The sequence below is a fragment of the Bacillales bacterium genome (assembly GCA_035700025.1).
GTDB lineage: Bacteria > Bacillota > Bacilli > Bacillales > DASSOY01 > DASSOY01.
Genome location: DASSOY010000012.1, coordinates 124,188 through 149,103 on the forward strand (window position 1 = coordinate 124,188; position 24,916 = coordinate 149,103).

Below are 24,916 nucleotides of genomic sequence, written 5' to 3' on the forward strand. Positions count from 1 at the left end.
CTTGCCTTGCCAAAAAGCCCGATGCAGGAGAATTCCACTCGCGGATGGGCAATAGAAAATCCGCCGATGTCATCGGCGGCATGTTTTTCTTTTTATAAACTTTTCTGTGATCTCGGATGGCGTCGCGCATTTTTCAAAAACCGTTGCTCCTCTGCGATCAATCCGCAAACGCCGCATTGGATCAAAAACTCCGGACCTTGATACGGAAAATGGTAAGGCAACATGTCAGAACGGTTTTCGTATTCCTCAATTGTTTCGCCCGTTTCCGGATCGAGCTTCATGGATACGGCCACTTGCTGAATGTGATTGTACAAAGCCCGGTTGGATCCGCAGGACGGACATAAATACGGTCCTTGCATAGAAACACCTCCTGAGAAGTAGGGTTCCCAATGCAAGATTTGTTATCACAGGCTACCAGGAACGCATTAATTCCTTATACTCAAGGGACAATTTCATAAACGATTCTCGGTTTCTTTCGGACAGGGTGCGATCGATCTCTTTCTCTAGTTGTTCTTTTCTAAGGAGGAACCAGGACTCGTCAAGTACCATTTGGGAATAAACATCGGCGATCGAAACTTTTTGTATATTCTGTTTTCTCTCGGCGGAATTCTTCATGTTTTCGTTATACGACATGCGTTTTCCCATTGTAATTGCCCCTTTCTGCCTTTTTACTATTATAATGCGATTTCTCAAAATTTTCAACCATTATTCGCGCACAAAAAAAACCACGACCGTTCAGTCATGGTTTTCAAGCTTATTTGTAGTTTCGTGGTTTGCGATTTCGATTACCGTTATTCCCTTGCGGTTTCCGCCCTTTTCGGTAGAAGCCCCCGGTTGCGCGATAATTATTCCTTTTATTGCCGTGGCGGTTTTTTGATTTCTTCGCCCGCAGCGGCGATTCCGGCGTTAATCGGACCGGAGTCGTATCCGGCTCTTTTGTCATGATTTTCAAGGCAGCCGCGAGCAGTGATTCCGCATCGCTTCGTTCGAGCAATTGCTGCGCCGTTTGCCGGTAATCGTCGATGTTCTTTTGGCCGAGTGCCGCCACGAGTTTCTCCATGGCCGCTTGCTGTTGGCCGACCAACGCTTCCGAATACGTCGGCCGCGGTTTAGGCGTCATTTTTTTCTTCGTAATCGCTTCGATTTTCCGCAAATGTTCTTTTTCCCACGGCGTTACAAACGTCGTCGCTACCCCGCCTTTTCCGGCCCTTCCAGTCCGGCCGATTCGGTGAACATAGCTTTCCGGATCTTGCGGAATGTCGAAATTGTATACGTGCGTCACTCCGCTGATATCCAGCCCTCTAGCGGCAACATCAGTCGCGATCAGCACATCAATGCGGGCATCTTTAAATTTGCCCATAACACGGTCGCGTTTTTGTTGGCTTAAATCACCGTGCAAGCCTTCAGCCGAATACCCTCGCTTGATCAAGGCGTTCGCCAATTCGTCGACTCTTCGTTTTGTTCTTCCGAACACGATCGCCAACTCCGGAGATTCCATATCGAGCAGCCGGCATAAAACATCGAATTTCTCTCGCTCATCCACTTCGACGTAATCTTGCTTAATGTTGGAGACCGTCATCCCTTTCGCCTGAATCCGAACGGTTTCCGGATCTTTCATGAACTTGTAAGCCAGCTTTTGAATCGGCGCCGGCATTGTCGCGGAGAACAACAACGTTTGCCGTTCGTCCGGGACACTTTCCAAAATCTTCTCGATGTCTTCAATGAAACCCATGTTCAGCATTTCATCCGCTTCGTCAAGAACGATCGTTTTGATATCGGCGAGACGAATCGTTTTTCTGCGGATATGATCGAGCAGCCGTCCAGGCGTTCCGACAATGATGCTCGGCTTTTGCTTTAAGGACCGAATCTGTTTTCCGATCTCTTGGCCGCCGTATACGGCCAACGAACGGACCTTCTTGAATCTTCCGAGGGCATTCAGTTCTTCAGCCACTTGCATTGCCAATTCGCGTGTCGGCGTGATAACGAGACCTTGTATGCTTCGATCTTCCAATTCAGCGTTTTCAATCATCGGAATGCCGAAAGCCGCGGTTTTTCCGGTTCCGGTTTGCGCTTGCCCGATCAAATCTTTCCCTTTGATCGCCATCGGAATCGTCCGCGCCTGAATCGGCGTCGTTTGTTGAAATCCCATTCGATCAATGGCTTGGTTCATGGAACTGCTGAGATCTAAATCTAAAAATGTTGTTGTCAATGATCTTTACTCCTTTTCAATAAAAACAGCATTTCCCGATTCGGAAAATGCTTTCTCCCAAAAACTTTCATCGCGAACCGAATTTAACGATAACACGTGAACGAGTCAATTGCAACAGAACCGCCTGAAACGATAGGTGCATCAAGGGGTTGTAGGCGTTTGAAGTTACAAAAAGGCAGATTGTACATAAACTGTAACGAAATGAGGTGATTGTATGCCTGCGAAAACGGGACGTGAATATGTCGAACGAATTGACGAGGCAGCCGCCAACGTTTGGATTGACGGACAACAAGTCAAAAACAAATTTTCCAAGCATCCGGCATTCAAAAACATGATGGAAACGCAAGCGCACTTGTACGACATGCAATATGACGACGACCATCAACAAACACTCACTTACGAATCACCGTTGAGCGGAGATCCAGTCGGGGTTTCTTACAAAATTCCGCGAACGAAAGAAGATTTGCTGCAGCGCGGTGAAACGTTCAAACGATGGGCGGACGAAACCGGAGGTATGCTCGGTCGGTCACCCGACTACATGAACACGGCGATCATGACGTTCGGCTCCGCTGCCGAACTGTTCGGCGACAAAGCCGACCATGTAAAACAATATTATCAATTTTGCCGGGAGAACGACATAACGTTAACCCACACGTTCATTAAGCCTCAAGTTGATCGATCTTCGACGTATTCGGAAGAAACGAACGAACAACCAATAACGGCACAAATCGTCGATCAAGATGAAAACGGAATCGTCGTGCATGGTGCGCGGCTGCTCGCAACACAAGGGGCGACATCCGACGAAATTCTCGTCTTTCCATCCGGAACGATGGTCCAACCGTTGACCGGCAACCCCCATGCGATGGCGTTTGCCATCCCGACCGCCACACCCGGACTCCGTTTTATATGTCGAGAAAGTTATGAAGGGGATCGTTCTTCGTTTGACCGACCGCTTTCTGCAAAATTTGATGAAATCGACACGCTCGTTGTTTTCGATCAAGTGAAAGTGCCTTGGGAACGTGTCTTCATTGCCGGGGAAGCCTACCTGGCCAACCGTGTGTTTTCAGACACTTCTTTCACGGAGCATGCCGCTCATCAAGCCGCGTACAGGCAAATCGCCAAAACGGAATTCTTGCTCGGACTTCTTCAAATGGTGATCGACACAATCAATGTTTCTGAATTTGGGCACATTCAGGAAAAAACGGCCGAAGTGATCGTCGCCCTTGAAGCGATGAAGGGTTTGCTGTTGGCTGAGGAAACAAACGCACGGCCAAATGAATGGGGCGTCGTCACCCCAGACAAACGCCCATTGTTGGCGTTAATGAATTATTATCCGCGCATCTATCCGCGCATCAGTGAAATTTTGCAAACCATCGGCGCCAGCGGTTTAATCATGCTGCCGACCGAAGCTGACTTTCAATCGGATCGGCGCAATGATCTCGAACAATACATGCAAGCGGCCAACGCAACGGCCGTCGATCGCGTGAAAACGTTTCGTCTCGCCTGGGATGCGTGCATGTCTTCGTTCGGAACGAGACAAACCCAATACGAGAAATACTTTTTCGGCGATCCCGTGCGTTTAGCAGGAAGGTTATACAATGAATATGATCGGAAAACGTTGACGGATCACGTGTTAAAATTTCTGAACACCCATTAGCACAATGTCGGCAAGCAGCCGACATTGTGCGCTCAATCGTTGGATAGATTTACGACCTTCGTGTATTCTCCCTTTTTTCGTTCCTCTTTCGTTGCCTTCCTGTCGTTAGCGATTTCGCTCCCGACTTGCGAAGAGACTTTTATTCCCGGAGCCACTTTTTCCGTCGTCGGCTGATCTGCCTGTTCTCGACTTTTCCTCACTTGTAGAACCTCCTCATTCCGGGGCAGCTTTATTATTCCCACTGCGTTCACCGCTTATTCAGTGGTCGGAGCGAGATGTTCTTAAATGCCGGAGCAGCACGCGATGCATTTCGTCAAAGGATTTTCGTTCATTCAAAAAAGGAGGAGCACCAAGCTCGGGAAGCGAAACCATCGGTTGCCGCATCGCCCATTGTATACGATGTTTTGCCTGTTCTACCTCGGGAAAGTTCTTGTTCGGCGACGAAACGGGAGCATGCCCGTATTCAGAGAAAAAGTGAATCGCGCATATCGAGTGTTTGCAAAATTCCACCCAATCGGGACAATCACATTGAACCCTTAATTGTTCAATATCGGGCATCTCGCCGTCGATTTGCGGAAACGTTGCTTGCACATGATAAATGCGATCTCCGGATCCCCGTACGGCCGCAGAAAACCCTGTCCGATCACTGTTCATCGTAAAATGCTGCACATGATTGCTTTCGTACAATCGTTTGCCCCGTTTCATTCGATCATAATCAATAATTTGGCAAAAGTCGTCCAACCAATTGCTCATTAAATCACCTGTTTTCTCAACTGGATCAAGTTCATGACTTCCTCATCATCCATTTCGGTAATCCAACTTTCACCCGCCCCGATCACTTGGTCGGTCAATGCTTGTTTCCGTTCGATCATTTCGTCAATTTTTTCTTCCAACGTTCCGATACTGATCAATTTATGCACATGAACATTGCGGCGTTGGCCGATCCGGTGCGCCCGGTCCGTCGCTTGGTTTTCTACCGCTGGATTCCACCAACGGTCGAAATGAATGACATCGCTCGCTTCCGTCAAGTTGAGCCCAACCCCTCCTGTGCGAAGAGACAATATAAAGACGGCGTTTTCTGCCTCGTTTCGATAGTTGTCAAGAAGCGCTTCCCTCTTGTCGGAAGACAATCCGCCATGCATGAAATACACTTTTCGGTCGCTGTACGTATCTTTGATCTTTTCTTGCAACAAACGACCCATTTTGACGTATTGTGTAAAAATTAACGGACTACGCTGATCGGCGAATAAGCGATCGAGCAGCCGGAAACATTCCGTCAGCTTGCCAGATTGTTTGACGAAAGCTTGATTTCGTAAAATTAACTGCGGATGATCGCACAGTTGCTTCAACCTTGTCAAGGAAGCTAAAATCAATCCTTTTCTTTCGATGCCGCGGGCGTTTTGCATTTTTTCCGTCAAATCGTTGACGATCGATTGATAAAGCGATGCTTGTTCCTCGGACAAATAACAATATTGTTTATGTTCGATTTTGTCCGGCAAGTCGCGGATGACGGAACGGTCGCTTTTTTCCCGCCTAAGCATGAACGGCTGCACCAATTGACGAATTTTATTGGTGTTTTCCTTTTGCATACGCGGATTGACAAATTGTTGCCGAAAGGCTCGAAGCGAACCCAAATAGCCGGGATTTAAAAAATCCATGATCGACCACAGTTCTTCGAGACGATTTTCCATTGGCGTACCGGTTAATGCTACGCGGTGGTCGGCTCTCAACGTCCGTATCGCACGGCTTTGTTTCGTTGCCGGATTTTTGATCGCCTGCGCTTCGTCTAAGATTATATGCGGCCATTCGTATTTGTGAAGAAAATGCGTGTCTCGCGCGGCCAAGTTATAGCTTGTGATCATCACTTCGAACGACCGTTTTTTTCTTCTGAATTCATGATCTTTCAAACGCTTGCTGCCGTGGTGTAAATAGACCGTAAGGTTCGGGGCGAATCGGTTCAATTCCCGGCGCCAATTCTCAATAAGCGACGTCGGACAAATGATCAATGACGGAACGCTCATCTTATCATCACGTGTTGCCAGCAAGAAAGCAATCGTTTGGATTGTTTTTCCCAGCCCCATGTCATCGGCCAAACAAACCCCGACCCCTTTATGATTTCTCTCGGCGAGCCAGCGGAACCCTTGCTCTTGATAAGGTCTTAACGATCCGCGAAAACCTTCCGGAACAGGGCCGACATTTCGGACATCCGGCCGCAGCAACCGTTGTAAATAATCATCCGCCCCTTTTCCAGTACGAATAGAAAGATAAGCGTGATCATCCGTTTCATCCGCGATTTTCATTCGTAACAGGTCAGACAACGTTCCTTTTCTTCCCAACAGCTGATCGACCCGGCTCCATTCCTCGTAAGCGGCGCGCAATTTTTCAAATGGTAGTTCAATCCAGTTGCCGCGATGCCGCATAAATCGTTGTTGCGATTCAATCAAAGATTCAAACTCCTTCATCGATAGTGATAAATCACCAACCGATACTTGCCAATCAAAATTAACCAAAGTTTCGAGCGAAAAACGATGTTCGTCTGCAGCATCCTTTGTTTCGGCTTGCAAAACGACTTCAGGCTTTTCATTTGCATGATTTCGAACGCTCAAGCCGGCAGGCAGCTCGAAACGCACCTTGTCGCTTTTCATACGTGAATATACGGGAGTCCATTCTTTTGTCATAGAGCGAAAAACGTACTCATCGTCATACAATTGACTTCTCCATTTACGGAAAAGAGGCTCATCTTTAGCCAACTTGCCGAACAATTCTTGGAGCCATTGTCGGATCGTCAAATGGCGTCTGCAGGCGTCTTCCCCGTTCAGCCATTCCACCCCTGTTTGTCTTCGTACGGCAATCCTCATTCGAATCGACCAAGTTTCCTCAGCAAGGAACGCATTCGTTTCATCGTCTGGCATTGGATGTAAAACAACGGAAATCGGTTCCTGGTCGAGTCCGATGCTTTTGTAAAGAAAAGACCGAAGCGTATCGACCGGATTCGGCCGCAACGTTCCAATCATTGCCTGATGCCAGCTGCGGCAATCTGACACAAGCGACTCGATTTCTCTTGCTTTCTCAAAATCCGAAGTTGAAAGAAAACTAACATTGCGCGGTTGTTTAAGATCATTCACCCACTTCGCCGCTACGCTGGAGACGGATCCGTTGTGTTTGCGCCACGGAAGCGATGTTGACAACGTATGGCGAACGATTCTGTCCGTCCATATGTCAAGCAGCAAGCTTAACCATTGCCTGACGCCGATCGATGCCAATTCAAACGCAGAAAGCGCTTCAACCGGAATCATTCGAATCCATTCGTTAAACAGACCGTCAGCGGATAACGCTTGACGGCTAAGCATCCAATGGGAAAAAGCAAAATGCTTGTCGCCCTTCCTTACCTTCAACAGTGTCGGATAATAATGACCTTCTTCGAGCAAAACGGACAGTGAACCTGCCATACGCATCCAAAAGGAGAACGTAGCGCCGGGGCGAATTTGTTCGTCCAATGCGACTTCGCTCGTCAAAAAGCGAAACATTTCCGCAAGCGGAAGTAAACAACCGGTCACCGTTTTCCGACTTCCGTTTTCTTCTTCAAATTCCACTCGTTCAGCACGAAGGTTGAATCTGAAAAATTTTTGCCTGTTTTTCGCCCTTGTTAATCGATTGATCGTATCGACACTTGTGAACGCTCCTGGTTCATCAGTTAACCAGACGAACAAGCTGTCTTCGTTCAAGGTCGGAATGTATGTCATTTCCATGAAAGCTACTGCCATCGTAAACCCGTCCTGTCTAAAGAAACCGTACTTGATCACTTGTTATGAATCGGTTTTTTATTTCGATGTTTTTCGTGTTTTTCGGATGGACGAATCAAGAAGATCGTCAAAACAACGGCCAATAAGCATACGATGGTAAGGGTCAAATATAATGTCCGGTGTGAATAACGCATTAATAATGCAAATACCGGCGGGCCAACCGCAACACCGATGAACCGCATGCTGCTGTAAATGGAACTGACCGTTCCGCGTTGCTTTTCCTTGATCCCTTCAGTGATGAACGCGTCCAAACAAGGAAGCATTAAGCCGATGCCAATTCCTCCGATTACGAAAAACGACAAAAAAAGAACAACGTTTTCGTAGAAGCTTCCGGTGAAAATCGCCGCCGACAGCAGGATGCCGCCAACCAACGTAAGAACTTTCATCAAGCCTTTGTTGTTTCCGATTTTCCTTCCCGTTATGAAAGACGTTGTCGACAGCGCAAGCAAGGGACCCGCTAAAATTAAGCCTTTCATGAGGCCGTCGGTTTGATAACGGTCTTCCAGGATGGTTGAAAGAAAAAACAAGACGCCGAACAAGACGAACATCGCAATGCAACCAATGAAAAAAACCGCATACAGCCATTTTCCGTCGAGGGCAAAAATCTTTTTCACCGATGTGATAAATTGATGAAAAGACTCCGGGTCCTCTTGTTCCTTCGGCGTTTTAACAAGGAATAATACGAGTACAAGCGAAACGAGACAAAAAACCGGAATCGCCAAAAAAGGCAAATACCAGATGACCGATGCCAGCAAAGCACCAACAACCGGACTTAATACTTTGCCGGCTGTATTTGACGTCTCAATCAATCCCAGCCCGCTGCTCACTTTCCGCTTATTATGAAACATATCCCCGATGAGCGGCATGACGACGGGAAATGCCCCGGCAGCTCCGATTCCTTGCACGAAGCGGCCAGCGAGAATTAACCCAAACGGATGCACTGTCAGCCACGACGCCAGCCCGCACAGCAAACCGCCCGCTCCAGTCAAAATCAAGCTCGGAACGATTACCTTTTTTCGTCCGATCCTGTCCGACAAATAACCGGCGATCGGAATGAGTAAGATTGCAATCAAAGAATAAACGGTAATGATCAAACTCGACTGAAACGACGAAATGTGCAGCTTCTTTTCCATCGTCGGCAATACGGGAATAAGCATCGAATTTCCGAGCGTCATCACGACGGGAATCGTCGCGATCGACATGAGGTCCAATGTTTTCTTGTCTTTCATCCCTGCCTCTTCCTCTCATCTGAATCCATCCCAATTAGTATTCAAACGAGGAGAGACAATTATTCAGCAAGCCTCAAAACCAAAAGTCGAAAAAGCGACCCGACGGCCGCTTTTTTTCATGCTTCGTCCCAAACCTTAACTTCCTTCATCACGTCACCATTCTTCATGTTCAACGCCGCCTCGATTCCATCGGTCACTTTCCCGAATACAGTATGAACACCATTTAAATGTGGCTGCGGTTCGTGTACGATGAAAAACTGACAACTTCCCGTATCTTTGCCGGCGTGCGCCATGGAAAGACTGCCTCTTTCGTGTTTGTGCGGATTTCCTTCGGTTTCACACGGGATCGTGTATCCTGCGTCGCCTGTTCCTGTTCCGTGCGGACACCCGCCTTGGGATACAAACCCCGGGATGACACGGTGAAAAGTCAACCCGTCGTAAAATCCTTCCTTTGCCAGCTTTTCAAAATTCGCGACCGTTTTCGGTGCCGCCTCTGGAAAGAATTCCAGTTCCAGCTTTTCACCGCCGGCCATTGTGATTAACCCTTTTTTCATATTCTTAAACTCCCATCTCATTGCGATTACGCGCTTTATTGTACCTTAAAAGACGGCAAGCAACAACAAGCGCACCTTTAGGCGTCTCCGAGATAACGCAGTGTGGCTGCCGCCAACGTCTTAGCCGCGATCAACATCGACTGTTCATCAATATTGAATTTCGGATGATGGTGAGGGTAGACCGCCGCCAATTCGTGATTCCGCGCCCCGGTAAAGAAAAATGTCCCCGGCACATGATGCAAATAATAGGCAAAATCTTCTCCGCCCATGACCGGATCCACTTCGACAACTTCTTTGGCGCCGACCACTTGTTTTGCCGCTTCGACAAGAACTTCCGTCTCCTCCGGATGATTAACGACTGCTGGATAGCCTCGTTCATATAAAACCCGGCATTCGGCTCCTGCGGCTTTGCATATATGTTCCGCAATTTCCTTGATTCGCGATTCAATCTTCGTGCGCGTTTCCTCGTCGAACGTTCTTACCGTACCGGTGACTGTTGCTCTCTCGGCAATGACATTGAACGCGTTTCCGGCATGAAACGAACCGACGGTTACGACCGCCGATTTTAACGGATCGACTTGACGGCTGACGATTTGCTGCAAATCGGAAACGAGGCGGCTTGCCGCGACGATGGCATCGACTGTTTCATGCGGCATACCGCCGTGCCCGCCTTTGCCGATGACTTCGATTTCGAATTTATCGGCGTTCGCCATGAAATTTCCCGTTCGATAACCGATCGTCCCGGTTTCGAGCGGGGACCATAAATGCGTGCCGAAAATCGCATCTACGCCGTCAAGACATCCGTCTTCGATCATCGGTTTCGCTCCGCCCGGCGTTAACTCCTCAGCAAATTGATGTATAAAAACGATTGTTCCCGTAAGTTCCTTTTGCTTCGCGCAGAGAATCTTCGCAAGGACTAGCAGCTCTGCCGTATGGCCATCATGGCCGCACGCATGCATTACGCCTTCCGTTTCCGACTGATAGGCGGCGCCTGTTTCTTCCTTGATGGGCAATGCATCGAAATCCGCGCGCAACGCGACCGTTTTTCCGGGGCGGCCGCCTTTAAGCGTCGCAACGACCCCTCTTCCGCCTACGCCCGTTCTTACATTCAATCCGAGGTTGCGGTGGTATTCGGCAATGATTTCAGGTGTTCGGACTTCTTGAAAAGACAATTCCGGATGACGGTGGAAGTCTCTTCTCAGTTCAACCATTTCATCGTATGATGTCTCCAATGATTCCCAAATTTCCTCGAGCATTCGCACCCTACCTTTCATCGTTATGACGATCGTACGAAACAATGACGTTTCGTCTATTATCGTATCACACGATGCTTTCGTAAAGTTGTTTGTAATGTTCTGAAGACCGAATCCAGCTGAAATCCTGGTTCATCGCGCGATCGACGAGCTTGTGCCACGTCTTTGGTTGATAGCGATAATAACCGACCGCTCTTTCCACCGTGTATAACATGTCGTGAGCATTGTAATGGCTGAAGCTGAATCCATAACCTTCATCAGTAACATCATTGTAAGGAATGACGGTATCGCGCAACCCCCCGGTCTCTCTTACGATCGGAAGGCTCCCGTACCGGAGGGCAAGAAGCTGGCCGATGCCGCACGGTTCAAACAGAGAAGGCATGAGAAACAAGTCGGATGCGCCGTAGATTTTACGTGCCAGCGATTCATCAAAATAAAGAAAAGCACGCACCTGGTCACGATTTTCGCGTTCAAGCGAACGAAAAGCATCTTCGTAAGCAGATTCTCCTGTTCCGAGCAAGACGAATTGCACGCGCAAGGAAAGCATTTCCTGAAAAACGCGCAAAACAAGGTCGATCCCTTTTTGGTCCGTCAATCTCGTCACCATTCCAATTAGCGGAACGCTTGAATCAGCCGGCCATTCACACCATGCTTGCAAGTTCTCTTTATTGAGGCGTTTTCCCGAAAAATCGTTAAACCGGGCAGGCAAATGAGAATCGGTTTCGGGGTTGTAAAGTTCCGTATCGATTCCGTTTAAGATGCCGTGAAGATCGTTCGAGCGCTTGCGAAGGAAACCGTCCAGTTGTTCGCCGAAATAACCCGTTTTGATTTCCTCCGCATACGTCGGACTGACGGTAGTCAACACGTCTGAGTATGCAAGTCCAGCTTTTAAATAACTGACGTTTCCGTAAAATTCCAATCCGTCCGGGTGGAAATACAATTCGCTCAAATCGAGTAAATCCGAAAGCACAGCTTTCGGATAAATGCCTTGATAGCGGAGATTATGAATCGTAAATACCGTTTTCAAAGAAGCATAAAAAGGACGATTTTGGAAATGCGCCTGTAACAATACACTGACGGGTCCCGTCTGCCAATCGTTGCAATGGAGCACATCCGGTTTTTCGTGCAAATGAGGCAGGCTTTCCAATACCGCCCTCGAGAAAAATGCAAACCGTTCCCCATCGTCATCATATCCATAGCTGCCGTTTCTTTTGAAGTAGTATTCATTGTCAAGGAAATAAAAGCGAATGCCTTCATGCTTCAGCGTTTCGATACCGCAATATTGATTGCGCCATCCGACAGGAACGTTTACTTTCGCAATCAGTTCCATCTTTGCTTTATGTTTTGCGGAAATGTCTTGATATTTCGGCAAGATAACCGCGGTATTCACGCCAATTCGATTCAAAGCGGCCGGCAGCGCTCCAATGACATCGGCCAGACCGCCCGTTTTCACGAACGGCACGCATTCGGTCGCAGCAAACAATACATTCATGACAGGAGAACCTCCGTTATAATTTCGTCGACTTGCGGATGATTCTCGGCCTCGCCGAACCCGCAATCATTTTTCCAGATGTGATCGTCACTTGCTTGTCGGCGATAACATTTTCCAAATGAACCCCTTCTTCAATCATCCCTTTTTGCATAATGATCGAGTTTTTCACAACAGCTCCTTCTTTCACCTTAACCCCTCGAAAAAGAATGCTGTTTTCCACATGACCGGAAATTTCGCACCCGTTGGCGATGAGCGAGCGGCTCACATCGGCGTGTTTTCCGTACTTCGCCGGCGCTTCGTGCTTCACCTTCGTGTATATATCCCCCGTGCCGAAATAAAATTTGTGATGAATCTCCGGCTCAAGAAACGATAAATTACCGGCGTAAAAAGTGTCGATGGAGTGAATGAACGGCAAATAACCGTCGAAACGATACGCTTTCACCTTCAACCTCGGCAAATTCGCTTTGACGACGTCTTTTAAAAAGTCGTTTTCTTCGTTTTCGACGCAGCGCTCAACAAGATCAATTAATACATCCTTGTTAATAAAGTACGTTTCCAAACAAATTGCGTCGCCTTGCGCCGGAAATGCGAACAAATTAATATCTGCGATGCTGTCGTCATCGTCAACCAAACATTTATGGTACACGGGTTTCCGGACATTTTCGCCGTCGTAACGCTTGTACACAACGGTAATATCCGCCTCATGTTGTTGGTGAAACTTGTACACGTCATCAAGGTCGATCTTACAAACGTGATGTCCGGGAGAAAGGACGACCGTTTGTTCTTGCGACCTTTTAAAAAATTCCAAATGCGAATGAAACGAATCCAAGTCACCTTCGATCGGTTCTCCAGACTCATCTGGCGGCAAGATATACAATCCGCCGTTGTGGCGATCAAGATCCCATTCCCTTCCCGAGCCGACGTGATCCATTAATGAACGGTATTTTTCCTTTGAAAAAATGCCGACTTTCGTAATGCCGTTGCGCACAAAATTCGACAGCGTAAAATCAATGAGCCGATAGCGGCCGCCGAACGGTACTGATGCATAACAACGGTGCCGTGTCAAGTCCTTTAAAAACTGAGGTTCATTGATCAAGTTAATAACGCCGAGAACATTATTCATCCGAAGCCCCCCGGAATAAAAAATTCATGTGATCAATAAATAAAATCGTGTTCGCGCGACCATTGCTCATGTGTTCCGCCTACTAAAGCCACGGGGACCGACGGATCCGGTGAACCGATGACTTCTCCGTCTTCGATTACCGTATGGCTTTGAACAATCGATCGATGAATACGGACGTTTTCTCCGATTCTGACATCGGGCATGATGACCGAATCTTTTATTTCGGACCCTTTTCCGACTTTCACGTTATACGATACAACGGAATGCGTAACGTTGCCGCAGATGATGCATCCTTCGTTGACGAGAGATCGTTCGATCTTTGCTCCCGCGGAAACAAAATGAGGCGGTTGATTCGCGTGAACCGTATAAATTTTCCAATTCGGGTCGTTCAAATCAAGCGCCGGTTCCTCTTCAAGCAAATCCATGTTGGCTTCCCACAAGCTGGAAACCGTACCAACGTCTTTCCAATATCCCGAAAACTCGTATGCGTACATGTCTTCTTTTTCTTGCAACATTTGCGGAATGATGTCTTTTCCGAAATCGTTCGAAGAGTCGGGATTCCGTTCATCTTCAATCAAATAGTTTCGCAGGCGTTCCCAATTAAAAACATACGTTCCCATCGACGCGAGATTATTTTTCGGATGTTTCGGTTTTTCTTCGAACGCTGTGATCTTTCCGTCTGCATCGGTGTTCATAATGCCGAAGCGTCCGGCTTCCTCCCATGCAACGGGAATGACTCCGATTGTTGCAAACGCCCCTGTTTTCGCATGTTGGTCAATCATTCGGTTGTAATCCATCTTGTAAATGTGGTCACCGGAAAGAACGAGCACCCATTCCGGATTGTATTCGTCCAGGAATCGAATGTTTTGATAGATCGCATTTGCCGTACCTTTATACCATTCCCCGCCTTTAAACCCTTTGTACGGAGGAAGAACGGATACCCCGCCGATATTTCGGTCCAAGTCCCACGCCCTTCCGTTGCCAACATAAGCGTTCAACAAATGCGGTTGATATTGCGTTAACACACCGACTGTTTCAATATGCGAATTCGTACAGTTGCTCAAAGCAAAATCGATGATGCGATACTTCCCGCCGAACGGAACCGCCGGCTTCGCCAGTTTTTTCGTCAATGGTCCGAGCCGCGACCCTTGTCCTCCCGCAAGCAGCATCGCGACACATTTCAATCTCTTCATGAAATGCTACCTCCTTCGGCGATTTTTCGTTTGCTTCATGAAAACCGCAGCTGCCAGCGGAGGTACTGTGATTTCCATGCTGTAGCGCTGATTGTGATAAGGCAACTTTTCGGCTTGCAAGACGCCGTCATTCGTTTGCCCGGAACCGCCAAAAGCCGTTGCGTCGCTGTTGGCTGCCTCGTAATACTTGCCGTAAGTCGGTACCCCAATTCGGTAACCGTGATACACTTCGGTTGAAAAGTTACAAACAACGATGCAATAGTCGCCTCGATGTTTCCCTTTTCTCATAAAAATTATGATGCTTTGCGAGTGATTATGCGGATCGATCCATTCGAACCCTTCCGGTTCGTGATCAAGCCGCCACAACGCGCGGGTATCACGGTACCACCGATTCCATTCGCCGGAGAAGCGGTGGAAATTTCGGTGCGTATCAAATTGTAACAGTTGCCAATCGAGCTGCGTTTCATCTTTCCATTCGTCAAACTGAGCCAATTCCCCGCCCATGAACATCAGTTTCTTCCCGGGATGCGTCAGCCAGTAGCTGTACAACAATCGCAAATTAGCAAACTTTTGCCAATCATCTCCCGGCATTTTATGCAGCAAAGACCGTTTCCCATAAACGACTTCGTCATGGGAAAACGGCAGGACGAAGTTTTCCGAAAAAGCGTAAAACATCGAAAACGTAATCAATTGATGGTGGGCGTGACGTTCGGACACATCCAACCGCATGTATCGCAAAATGTCGTGAACCCATCCCATATTCCATTTGTAGTTAAATCCTAATCCGCCGTCCGATACCGGAGCACTCACGAGCGGCCAATCTGTTGCTTCTTCCGCCATCATCAATGCGTTCGGGTAGTGACGAAACAAAGCAGAATTCAATGTTTTCAAAAATTCGACCGCCTGCAAATTTTCCTCTCCGCCGTATTCATTATGCAATGTTTCACCGGCGGGACGGTCATGGTTCAAGTAGATCATCGACGATACGGCATCGAGACGAAATCCGTCGACATGGTACTTGTCCATCCAAAAAAACGCGTTCGAAACTAAGAAACTATGAATCTCCGGTTTTGCAAAGTCAAAATTAAGGGTCCCCCAATTTCCTCTTTCGGCATACCGGGAATCTTCAGGCTCGTACAAACAGGTTCCGTCAAACCTTGCGAGTCCATGGGCATCCTTGCAAAAATGGACAGGCACCCAGTCGAGAATGACACCAATCCCTTTCTGATGGCAACAGTCGACGAAGTACATAAGGTCTTCCGGTTTGCCGAACCGGCTTGTTGCGGAATAGTACCCGGTTACTTGATAACCCCACGAACGATCGTACGGATGTTCCATAATCGGCATCAATTCGATATGGGTATAGCCGAGATCCGCAACATAGTCGATCAGTTCGTCTGCCAATTGACGGTACGAATAAAAAGAGCCGTCATCGTGTTTCTTCCATGAACCTGCATGGATTTCGTAAACAAGCATGGGTTGATGAAAATGATCGTCGGCACCTTTTCTCGTCATCCACGACGAATCGCGCCAGTCATAATCATCCAATGAGTACACAACGGAAGCGGTGTTCGGACGTTTTTCGGATAAAAACGCAAAAGGGTCCGCTTTTAAGAAGCTTCTTCCTTCACGATCGGTGATCTCGTATTTATACAAAGCACCGCTCTCAAGCCCGGGGACGAAACAAACCCAGATTCCTGAATCGGGGACTTTCGACATCCGGTGTCCATCGCCGTTCCACTCGTTAAAGTCACCGACAACGGAAACCGCCTCTGCCTGTGGTGCCCAAACGGTAAAACGGACACCTTTGACGCCGTTCAACACGTCGAAATGCGAACCGAACGTGCTATAACTCCGAAACAACTTTCCTTCATGAAACAAAAATTGCTCATATTCGCTCGGCTTTATGCGATCGTCAATCGAAGGAAGGGAATTCATAAATCACCTCAACATGCAGATTTTGTCAGTTTATGCGTAGAAAAAAATCTCCGTTTAAGTCAGCCTTAAACGGAAACATGTGACGAACGGTTGACACATATGGTCTCGTATCGAGTAATGAACAAATAGGCCATGGATACCGCCCAGGCAAGCGGCGTGTTGACGTTTGGAACATTCGTTCCGCCCACATACAACTCAGGAATTTCCCAGTTTTCAGGAATAATGGCTTTTGTTTTATTATAGTATTCCATAGCTTTGTCGTAAATACCTAATTCCAAATAACATAAGCCGATCCACGGAAACCCGAAACACCATTCAGCCTCGCTGCCTTCATTGTAATACTGGTCATTTTTGTACCGGATGCATCCGTACGTCCGCTCAAGCTTTTCAGTGACGTTGTTTAAGATTTTCAATGCGGTCGGACGGTTGACGACGTGATACGGATAGATCAATGAAAGTAAGGCAAGGTCGACGTCTTTCGTCTCGCTTTCCCGCGGCAGCAAAAAGCGAAGCGTTTCTTCCCCTTTCCGAATCAACGCATCTTCCACGTGAACGAGCATCTTCACGGAATGAAGCCCAGCTACACATGCACCGACACTCGATGCGTGAACTTCCATGTTTTCTTCCCACATGCCGTTATCTTCCGTATTCCAATATTCAACGCATTCGAGATAATCAACGAGCTTTTGAACTATCGCCAAATCCTGTTCATTTCGGATCATGTGATGACCGAAGCGCACCCCTTCACCGATTCCCCATAAAAAAGCTCCGATTGCATCGTTCTGCGCGTGACCCCATTCGACCGGAATTTCTTTTAAATCTCTGGAATAACGTGCATGGATATATTCAAACAAAAATTGCGGTTTCTTTTTCGTGTGGATATCGATCTTCCATTCGTAAGCGAGGAACAGATCCAGCAAGGCATGGTAAGATTCGACAAATCGTTCAGACTCCGTACCGAGAAATGGCAATACCGTATAGCAAACATCTCGAATCCAAACGTAATCGTAATCGTCAGAGACGCTTGCTGTATACGTCCCGTTCGGCAATTTCATGCGATCCAATACTTCCATTGCTTTATCGGTTTCCATTTCCAAACACCCTCCTTATGATTTGTTTTCCCTTCCTCCATGATAAACAAACTTGCTTTGGACCATACTGTAATCGCTTACTTATTGTATGATGATGGGACAAATTCGTGCTTGTCCGCAAAGGCAAAAACAGACACCGCCACCGTGACGATGTCTCTTTTATTGTAACCGTTTTCATTTCTTTGTTCAACCGGTTGGACGATTCGCGAGCACTCCTTCTTTCGCCAACTCTCCGTTCACTTCCGAAACTACCTCTTCCAGCAAGGTGAGCAGCAAATCGATCTCTTCTGTCTGTATCACAAGCGGAGGCGTGATCAAAACGGCATCGCCGCCTTTTCCGTTCAACGCCCCGGCTGCATTATACAAGATGATCCCTTTTTCGTAACCTTTCAAAATGATCCGGTTCGTTACTTGCGAATTTAATTCGAAAGGTGTTCTTGTGTCCTTTTCCGCGACAAACTCAATGCCCCACATCAACCCTTTGCCGCGCACGTTGCCGATCATCTCGTATTTCCGTTCAAGCGCTTCCAAGCCTTTTCCTAACAACTGACCTTGTTTGGCTGCATTTTCCGGCAATCGCCTTGTTTTTACGTAATTCAACGCAGCAAGACCCGTCGCCGTCGACAACGGATTTGCGCTCAATGTATGTCCGGCCAGCATCATTTTCGAACCGTTTTCGATCGTGCGAATAACACGATCAGAAACAAGCGCAGCTCCGAGCGGAGTCGAACCTCCGCCAAGCCCTTTTCCAAGCGCCATCAAGTCCGGTTGGACGCCCCAATGTTGCATCGCGAACATTTTCCCGGTCCTGCCGATCCCCGTCACCACCTCGTCAGCAATAGTTAAAATTTCATACTTGTCGCAAATCGCTTTCACTCGCTCAAAATAACCGTCCGGGGGGACCACCGCTCCGCCGGAGGCACCAACGATCGGCTCAAAAATAAACGCGGCGATCTTATCCGGCCCGATTCGTTGAATCGCAGCCTCAAGATCGCTTGCACAGGCAAGCGCGCAAGACGGATGTTGCAAGTTGAACGGACAACGGTAGCAATAGGACGGCACGACTCCGGGAAAATCGTGCAGCACCGCATCAAAACGCTGACGGCGAATGAGATTTCCGGACATCGACAACGCGCCGAGCGTGACGCCGTGATAACTCATCCAGCGTGACAAAATACGGTTTTTTTCCGGTCTCCCTTGTTCTTGCCAATATTGGACAGCAATTTTCAAAGCGATTTCGGTTGCTTCCGAACCGCTGTTGACGAAAAAAGCCCAATTCAAATCCCCTGGCGCTTCTTCGGCCAACCTTCTGGCCAACGTCTCCGCAGGCTCGCTCGTAAATTGACCGCGAAACACGTAAGAAATTTTTTTCGCTTGTTCGTACATGGCATCGGCGACTTCTTTCACGCCGTGTCCGATTACGGCGGTCATGGCTCCGGAAGAAGCATCCAAATACTGTTTCCCGTTTTTATCGTAAACGTACACACCTTCCCCGTGGCTGATTTCCGGATATTGCGTGCCGAGGATCGGCTTGATTAAATGCGTCATGACTACACCCCCTAAAACTATCGTATTCAGCCGAATTCATTCATGCGATTTGAATCGATCACGACGGATGGGTTTCGTGCCGTTTGACGAGCATCTCAACTTCGTTTCGCAACATAGCTATGTGCGCATCAATTGTTTGAACCGCCCGTTCGACGTCTTTTGACCGAATCGCATCGATCAACTGCCAATGGTGAATTTGCGCATCGCCGACACTGTATGGCGTAAATCGGGTGATCGAAAATGTCGTTCCTTCGGTTAATTCGTGCAAAGAACGGTTCAACAAAACGAATAGTTTGTTTTGCGTCGACTCCGCCAATGTCATGTGAAAACGAGCATCTTCCTTAACGAATCGATTGACATCCTGTTTGCAGCGCTCCATTTGTTCATAAATCGCCGTCAAGCGATTCAAGTGTTTGTCGGTTGCATGGTCGACGGCACGCCGGATGATCGCTTTTTCAAGCACTTCGCGAACTTCCAAAATGTCGGCCGCCGTCGTCAAGTCCCCGCGCAAGATTTGTTTCAACGTATCGGTGATCATGCCGTCTTCATCTCGATTGACATAAGCCCCTTTCCCCGGCTTTACGACGACGAGACCTTTTTGGCGAAGCGCACCGATCGCTTCACGCACGACGTTTCGGCTGACTTGATGATGCGCAGCCAACTCTCGTTCCGACGGGAGTTTTTCCCCTTCTTTCAAAGCGCCGTTATAAATTTCTTCTTCAAGATGTTCCACAATTTGTTCGTACAACAGTTGACTCATCGCTTCATTCTCCCGCTCCTCATCGTTTCCAACGCTCCACGACGGTTGCGATGCCCTGTCCACCGCCTACGCAAAGCGTAACGAGACCGTAACGACATTCGCGCCGGTTCATTTCATGCATCAGTTTCGTCATCAATATCGCACCCGTCGCTCCGATCGGATGGCCGAGTGCAATGGCTCCTCCGTTCGGATTCAATTTCCGCAAATCCAGCTGCCATTCACGCGTCACCGCAATCGCCTGTGCGGCAAACGCTTCATTTAATTCAATGACATCGATTTCTTCCAGCCTCCGTCCGGCCAACCGCAGCGCCCGCTGTGTCGCCGGCACCGGTCCGATCCCCATGTACCGCGGATCGACGCCTGCAGCGGCTTGCGCTGTCACTCGCAGTATCGGTTTCAACCCCCTGCGTACCGCCTCCTCCTCAGCCATCAACACGAGCGCCGCCGCTCCGTCGTTCCGCCCGCTCGCATTCCCCGGCGTCACCGTTCCGCCTTCTTTGAACACCGCCGGCAGTTTCGCCAATTTCTCAAGCGTGGTGTCCCGCGGATGTTCATCGGTGTCCACCGTGACCGTTTGACGATTCCTTTTCACTTCCATCGGAACGATTTCCGCTTTAAACCGGCCGGCTGCGATCGCCGACTTCGCTTTCCTCTGACTCTCCAGTGCGAATTCATCTTGCTCTTGCCGGCTGATCCCATACTTTTCCACCAAGTTTTCCGCCGTTACCCCCATCGTCAACGGTCCGTAAATCTCCATCGGCTGCGCCCGCGGCTGGCTTTCTGTATTCGGATCGACAATCTCGCCGTTTCCCGCTTTCAACCCGTAACGCACATTTCTAATATAATACGGCGCTGTGCTCATGCTTTCCCCGCCGCCAGCCAAAACGACGTCGGCGTAACCGCACATGATTTGCTGCGCCGCATTATGGATCGCTTGCAAACCGGAACCGCATTGACGATGCACCGTGTACGCCGGCACATGATCGGGAATACCCGCCTTTAATGCCGCAACTCGAGCTAAATTGGCGGTATCGGAACTTTGCTTCGCCTGTCCCCATACAACTTCATCGATATCACCGGCCGCAATACCGCTGCGGACGATCACCTCATTCATAACGCGGGCGGACAAACGGTCCACTTCGACGTCGGCGAAAATACCGCCCATGCGTCCAACAGCCGTTCTCACAGCATCAACGATAACTACGTTTCGCATTGGCATCCCTTCACCTTCCGTCATAAGCGCGTCTCATTTCCGAAGCAATAATGTTTTTCTGAATTTCGCTTGTGCCTTCGTAAATTTTCGTTATGCGCGCATCCCGGTAAAACCGTTCGATCGGATAATCTTTCATATACCCGATACCTCCGTGGATCTGCACGGCAAGATCCGCCACCCGGTTGTAAATTTCCGACCCCGTCAACTTGGCGATTGCCGCTTCCATGACGACTCGATCTCCGCGGTCAGCCATCCACGCCGAGCGATAAGTGATGCCTCGCAGCAATTCGATGTCCGCCGCCATATCGGCGAGCATGTGCTGCACCGCTTGCTGCTCAAAGATCGGCTTTCCGAACTGTTCCCTCGTCATCGCGTGCTCCAGCGACAACTCAAGCAATTTTTCACAAGATCCGAGATTTCTTGCGGCAAGACCGGCACGTCCATTTGCCAAAATCTTTAAAGCGTTGACATACCCGCGGTTCACTTCACCGAGAACATTTTCCGCCGGCACCTCGCAGTCTTCAAAAAACAGTTCCGCTGAATGCGAGCCGCGAAGCCCCATTTTATCCTCGACCTTGCCGACAATAAACCCGGGGAAACTTTTTTCTACGATAAAAGACGTGATTCCTTTCGCACCTTTCTCTGGGTCTGTCACCGCCATAACCGTAAACACATGTCCATCGACGGCATTCGTAATATAATGTTTCGAGCCGTTCAACACGTAGCGGTCGCCTTGTTTCACAGCCCGTGTTTTCAAGTTCGCCGCATTCGATCCGGCGCTCGGCTCAGTCAACGCAAACGCTCCGATCCATTCGCCGCTTGCCATCTTCGGCAAATAGCGCTTCTTTTGTTCATCCGTTCCGAGCTCAACGATCCCAACAGTGCCGATCCCGGTATGAGCCCCAATCAACGTCGTATAGCCGTTGTGCGTTTTCCCGAGTTCCTCGTAAATTGCACATTTGCCGACCATATCCAACCCGAGGCCGCCGTAGGACTCGGGAATACTCAACCCGAACAACCCCATGTCTTTCGACATTTCGACGATCGACTTCGGAATTTCATTGTTGCGCTCAATATCCATCGCCGCTGACTCGACTTCTTCTTGAACGAATTTGCGTACGCCTTTCCGCAAAAGTTCGATATCTTCAGTGAATGAAAAATCCATCCGCTTACTCCTTCCTGTCCATCGTTTTCAAGCGGGAGGCGGTTTCAAAACGTGCCGACGTCGTTCGCCTGATCTCCTCCACGCTCGTATCCGACGCCACTTCCGTCAAAGTCATGATGCCGTCATCAAACGTAAATACCCCCTTTTCCGTAACGACCATTTGCGCTTTGCGCACCCCGCTCGACGGATAAGTCAACGCCTCTACTAATTTCGGCTCGCCGGATTTCGATGTGTGCATGACCGCAATGATCAACCGTTTTGCGCCGGCCACCAAATCCATCGCCCCGCCGACGCCAAGAATCGTCTTTCCCGGGATCGCCCAATTGGCGATCTCTCCAGTTTCGCTCACTTGCAGAGCTCCCAACACGGCGACATCCACATGGCCGCCGCGAATCATCGCAAACGAATCGGCGCTGTGAAAAAGCGAGGCACCGACATCGTAGGTGATCGGCTTTTTGCTTGCACTGATTAAATCCATGTCAATTTCGTCGTCCGCCGGCGTCGGTCCGATTCCGAGCAATCCGTTTTCCGATTGCAAATACAATCGTTTTCCAGTCTCTACGTAATCCGGAATGAGCGTCGGGATTCCAACGCCAAGATTGATGACGTCCCCGGATTCGAGTTCTTCGGCAATCCGGCAGGCAATTCGTTCCCTAAGCGGATGTTTCTTTTGCAACATAAACCCCTCCGCGCTTCTCGTATCGCGTATTTCTCACGACAACGTCGACATAATTGTGCGGTGTCGTAATTTCCGCCGGATTCAGTTCGCCGGCCTCGACGATTTCATCGACTTCGGCCATGACGATATCGGCTGCCGTCGCCATCAACGGATTAAAATTCCGGGCCGTCGCCGCATAGACGAGGTTTCCCATCGTGTCCGCTTTCCACGCTTTAATCAACGCCACCCTCGCCCGTATCGCCTCAATTAACAAATAGCGTTCCCCGCGAAAATATCGCTCTTCTTTTCCTTCCGCCAATTTCGTACCGACGGCTGTTTTCGTATAAAAACCGGCAATGCCTGCACCACCCGCACGTATCGCTTCCGCAAGCGTCCCTTGCGGGATGAGTTCGATTTCCAATTCGCCTTTTTGCCACGCCGAAACGGCCTCCCGGTTCGACGTAAAATACGAACCGACCGCTTTTTTCAAATGTCCCGAACGCAGCCATTTCCCAAGCCCTCGTCCCGCTTCACCAAGATTGTTGCTGATTACGGTGAGCCGCCGCACCGAATCTTGTTCGCTTACGACGTCAATTAACGTCAGCGGCGTTCCGCATAATCCGAATCCTCCGACGAGCACCGTATCCCCATCACGCATCAGCCTTACCGCTTCTTCGGCGCGCATCAGCTTACGCATCGACGAGCTCCTTTCGAACAGCTTTCACTGCATCGGTCAGTTTCGCGACAAGCTCCTCCACTTGCCTTTCCGTAATGATCAACGGCGGCGCCAGCGTCACGATCGCCGTTCCGTCATACGTAACCGGCCGGCAAATGACACCCCGTTCATACAACGCTTCGATGATCCGCGGCGCTGCTTTCTTTTCCGCCGCAAAGCGTTCGTACGAGCCGCGATCCTTTACGACTTCAAAGGCCGCAAGCAAACCGATCGCGCGTACGTCCCCGACGATGTCGATTTCATCACGCATCGCCTTCAAACCGTGCAGCAAACGCTCGCCCATGCGCCGGGAATGCTCGACAAGCTTTTCTTTTTCAATGATTTCAATGTTTTTCAATCCTACTGCGGCCGCAGCGGGATGACCGCTGTAGGTGAATCCATGAAACAAAGTCGTCGTCGAACGCTCTTTCAACACGCGAACGATTTTTTCGGAGACGGCAACGCCGCCGAGCGGAATATAGCCGCTCGAGACGCCTTTCGCAAACATCATCAAGTCCGGGACGACGTTCCAATGTTCCATCGCGAACATTTTTCCGGTTCGTCCGAATCCGGTAATCACTTCATCGGCAATGAACAAAATACCGTATTCGTCGCAAAGCCGACGGATTTCGCGAAAATAATCCTCCGGAGGAATGATTACGCCGCCCGCCCCTTGCACCGGTTCGGCGATGAATGCTGCAACCGTATGTGCGCCGACGGATTCGATCTGTTCGCGAACGGACGCGATCGCTTCCGCCGTGCCAATCTCAAACGGAGCTTCTGCATGAATGAAATGATCAGACAGCTTTCCGGCCATGTCCCAAAACTCCGGAATGCCTGTCGCGCTTGTCGCCGCCGCGGCCACTCCATGATACGCCTTTTTGCGGGAAATGATTTTGACACGCTTTGCCTCCCCGCGCAAACGCCAGTAATGGCGGGCAAGCTTCACCGCCGTATCCGTCGATTCCGATCCGCCGGATGTAAGGAAAACCGCATTCAAATCCCCGGGAGCAAGACTCACCAGCTTTGCACAAAGACGGATTGCCGGTTCGTGGCTGAACGTCGAAAAGGCAGAGCTGAATGCAAGCTTTTTCATTTGTTCGAACGCCGCTTCCGCCAATTCCAAGCGACCATGACCGACGTTTACATTCCAGAGCGAAGACATCGCATCGATGTAAGTCCTTCCTTCCACATCACGCAAATAAATGCCGTCGCCTTCCTCAAAAATGAACTTTGCCCCTTCTTCTTGCTGTTGTTTAATCGATGACGTCGGGTGAAGAAAATGGTTTTTGTCGAGTTCGTGCAATTCGCCCAT

Annotated in this window: 21 protein-coding genes; 1 reads left to right on the forward strand and 20 read right to left on the reverse strand. The window is 49.2% G+C overall.

What is annotated here, in order from left to right:
* Positions 1–92: 92 nt before the first annotated feature.
* Positions 93–359 carry a DNA alkylation repair protein gene (locus VFK44_02595; protein HET7627254.1) on the reverse strand — a complete coding sequence of 89 codons (267 nt, stop codon included), beginning with the start codon at positions 357–359 and terminating at the stop codon, positions 93–95.
* Positions 360–754: 395 nt separating this feature from the next.
* On the reverse strand, positions 755–2,170 hold the full coding sequence (locus tag VFK44_02600) for a DEAD/DEAH box helicase (GenBank protein HET7627255.1): 1,416 nt from the start codon (positions 2,168–2,170) through the stop codon (positions 755–757).
* A 253-nt stretch (positions 2,171–2,423) separates the two neighbouring features.
* On the opposite strand from VFK44_02600, the gene hpaB reads away from it, so the two are divergent.
* Entirely contained in the window at positions 2,424–3,866 is a 1,443-nt protein-coding gene (hpaB, locus tag VFK44_02605) for a 4-hydroxyphenylacetate 3-monooxygenase, oxygenase component (GenBank protein ID HET7627256.1), read from the forward strand.
* Positions 3,867–3,898: 32 nt separating this feature from the next.
* On the opposite strand, the gene VFK44_02610 is transcribed toward hpaB, so the two are convergent.
* The 18 genes from VFK44_02610 to VFK44_02695 form a co-directional block, all read right to left on the reverse strand.
* Complete coding sequence (locus VFK44_02610) at positions 3,899–4,066, reverse strand: hypothetical protein (protein HET7627257.1); 168 nt, start codon at positions 4,064–4,066, stop codon at positions 3,899–3,901.
* 58 nt (positions 4,067–4,124) lie between these two features.
* Positions 4,125–4,619 carry a hypothetical protein gene (locus VFK44_02615; GenBank protein HET7627258.1) on the reverse strand — a complete coding sequence of 165 codons (495 nt, stop codon included), beginning with the start codon at positions 4,617–4,619 and terminating at the stop codon, positions 4,125–4,127.
* Complete coding sequence (locus VFK44_02620; protein HET7627259.1) at positions 4,619–7,630, reverse strand: DEAD/DEAH box helicase; 3,012 nt, start codon at positions 7,628–7,630, stop codon at positions 4,619–4,621. The genes VFK44_02615 and VFK44_02620 overlap by 1 nt, the downstream gene beginning before the upstream one ends.
* Positions 7,631–7,665: 35 nt before the next feature.
* Entirely contained in the window at positions 7,666–8,898 is a 1,233-nt protein-coding gene (locus VFK44_02625; GenBank protein ID HET7627260.1) for an MFS transporter, read from the reverse strand.
* A 116-nt stretch (positions 8,899–9,014) separates the two neighbouring features.
* Positions 9,015–9,452 carry a peptidylprolyl isomerase gene (locus tag VFK44_02630; GenBank protein ID HET7627261.1) on the reverse strand — a complete coding sequence of 146 codons (438 nt, stop codon included), beginning with the start codon at positions 9,450–9,452 and terminating at the stop codon, positions 9,015–9,017.
* A gap of 77 nt (positions 9,453–9,529) precedes the next feature.
* Positions 9,530–10,708: a M20 family metallopeptidase gene (locus VFK44_02635; GenBank protein ID HET7627262.1), complete on the reverse strand. Its 1,179-nt coding sequence runs from the start codon at positions 10,706–10,708 to the stop codon at positions 9,530–9,532.
* Between the two features lie 64 nt (positions 10,709–10,772).
* Entirely contained in the window at positions 10,773–12,197 is a 1,425-nt protein-coding gene (glgA, locus tag VFK44_02640) for a glycogen synthase GlgA (GenBank protein HET7627263.1), read from the reverse strand.
* Positions 12,198–12,213: 16 nt separating this feature from the next.
* On the reverse strand, positions 12,214–13,320 hold the full coding sequence (glgD, locus tag VFK44_02645) for a glucose-1-phosphate adenylyltransferase subunit GlgD (protein HET7627264.1): 1,107 nt from the start codon (positions 13,318–13,320) through the stop codon (positions 12,214–12,216).
* 32 nt (positions 13,321–13,352) lie between these two features.
* Positions 13,353–14,513, reverse strand: a complete 1,161-nt coding sequence (locus VFK44_02650) for a glucose-1-phosphate adenylyltransferase (GenBank protein HET7627265.1) — start codon at positions 14,511–14,513, stop codon at positions 13,353–13,355.
* Positions 14,514–14,519: 6 nt separating this feature from the next.
* Positions 14,520–16,451: a 1,4-alpha-glucan branching protein GlgB gene (glgB, locus tag VFK44_02655; protein ID HET7627266.1), complete on the reverse strand. Its 1,932-nt coding sequence runs from the start codon at positions 16,449–16,451 to the stop codon at positions 14,520–14,522.
* A 65-nt stretch (positions 16,452–16,516) separates the two neighbouring features.
* A complete protein-coding gene (locus VFK44_02660; protein HET7627267.1) occupies positions 16,517–17,542 on the reverse strand; it encodes a glycoside hydrolase family 15 protein in 1,026 nt (341 codons plus the stop codon).
* A gap of 186 nt (positions 17,543–17,728) precedes the next feature.
* Positions 17,729–19,090 carry an aspartate aminotransferase family protein gene (locus tag VFK44_02665; protein HET7627268.1) on the reverse strand — a complete coding sequence of 454 codons (1,362 nt, stop codon included), beginning with the start codon at positions 19,088–19,090 and terminating at the stop codon, positions 17,729–17,731.
* 58 nt (positions 19,091–19,148) lie between these two features.
* On the reverse strand, positions 19,149–19,850 hold the full coding sequence (locus VFK44_02670) for a FadR/GntR family transcriptional regulator (GenBank protein ID HET7627269.1): 702 nt from the start codon (positions 19,848–19,850) through the stop codon (positions 19,149–19,151).
* 19 nt (positions 19,851–19,869) lie between these two features.
* Positions 19,870–21,063: a thiolase family protein gene (locus VFK44_02675; protein HET7627270.1), complete on the reverse strand. Its 1,194-nt coding sequence runs from the start codon at positions 21,061–21,063 to the stop codon at positions 19,870–19,872.
* A gap of 10 nt (positions 21,064–21,073) precedes the next feature.
* Complete coding sequence (locus tag VFK44_02680) at positions 21,074–22,228, reverse strand: acyl-CoA dehydrogenase family protein (GenBank protein HET7627271.1); 1,155 nt, start codon at positions 22,226–22,228, stop codon at positions 21,074–21,076.
* Between the two features lie 4 nt (positions 22,229–22,232).
* Entirely contained in the window at positions 22,233–22,904 is a 672-nt protein-coding gene (locus VFK44_02685) for a 3-oxoacid CoA-transferase subunit B (GenBank protein HET7627272.1), read from the reverse strand.
* Positions 22,882–23,583 (reverse strand): CoA transferase subunit A, encoded by a 702-nt coding sequence (locus VFK44_02690; GenBank protein ID HET7627273.1) that lies wholly within the window; start codon positions 23,581–23,583, stop codon positions 22,882–22,884. The genes VFK44_02685 and VFK44_02690 overlap by 23 nt, the downstream gene beginning before the upstream one ends.
* Positions 23,576–24,916 (reverse strand): aspartate aminotransferase family protein, encoded by a 1,341-nt coding sequence (locus tag VFK44_02695; GenBank protein ID HET7627274.1) that lies wholly within the window; start codon positions 24,914–24,916, stop codon positions 23,576–23,578. The genes VFK44_02690 and VFK44_02695 overlap by 8 nt, the downstream gene beginning before the upstream one ends.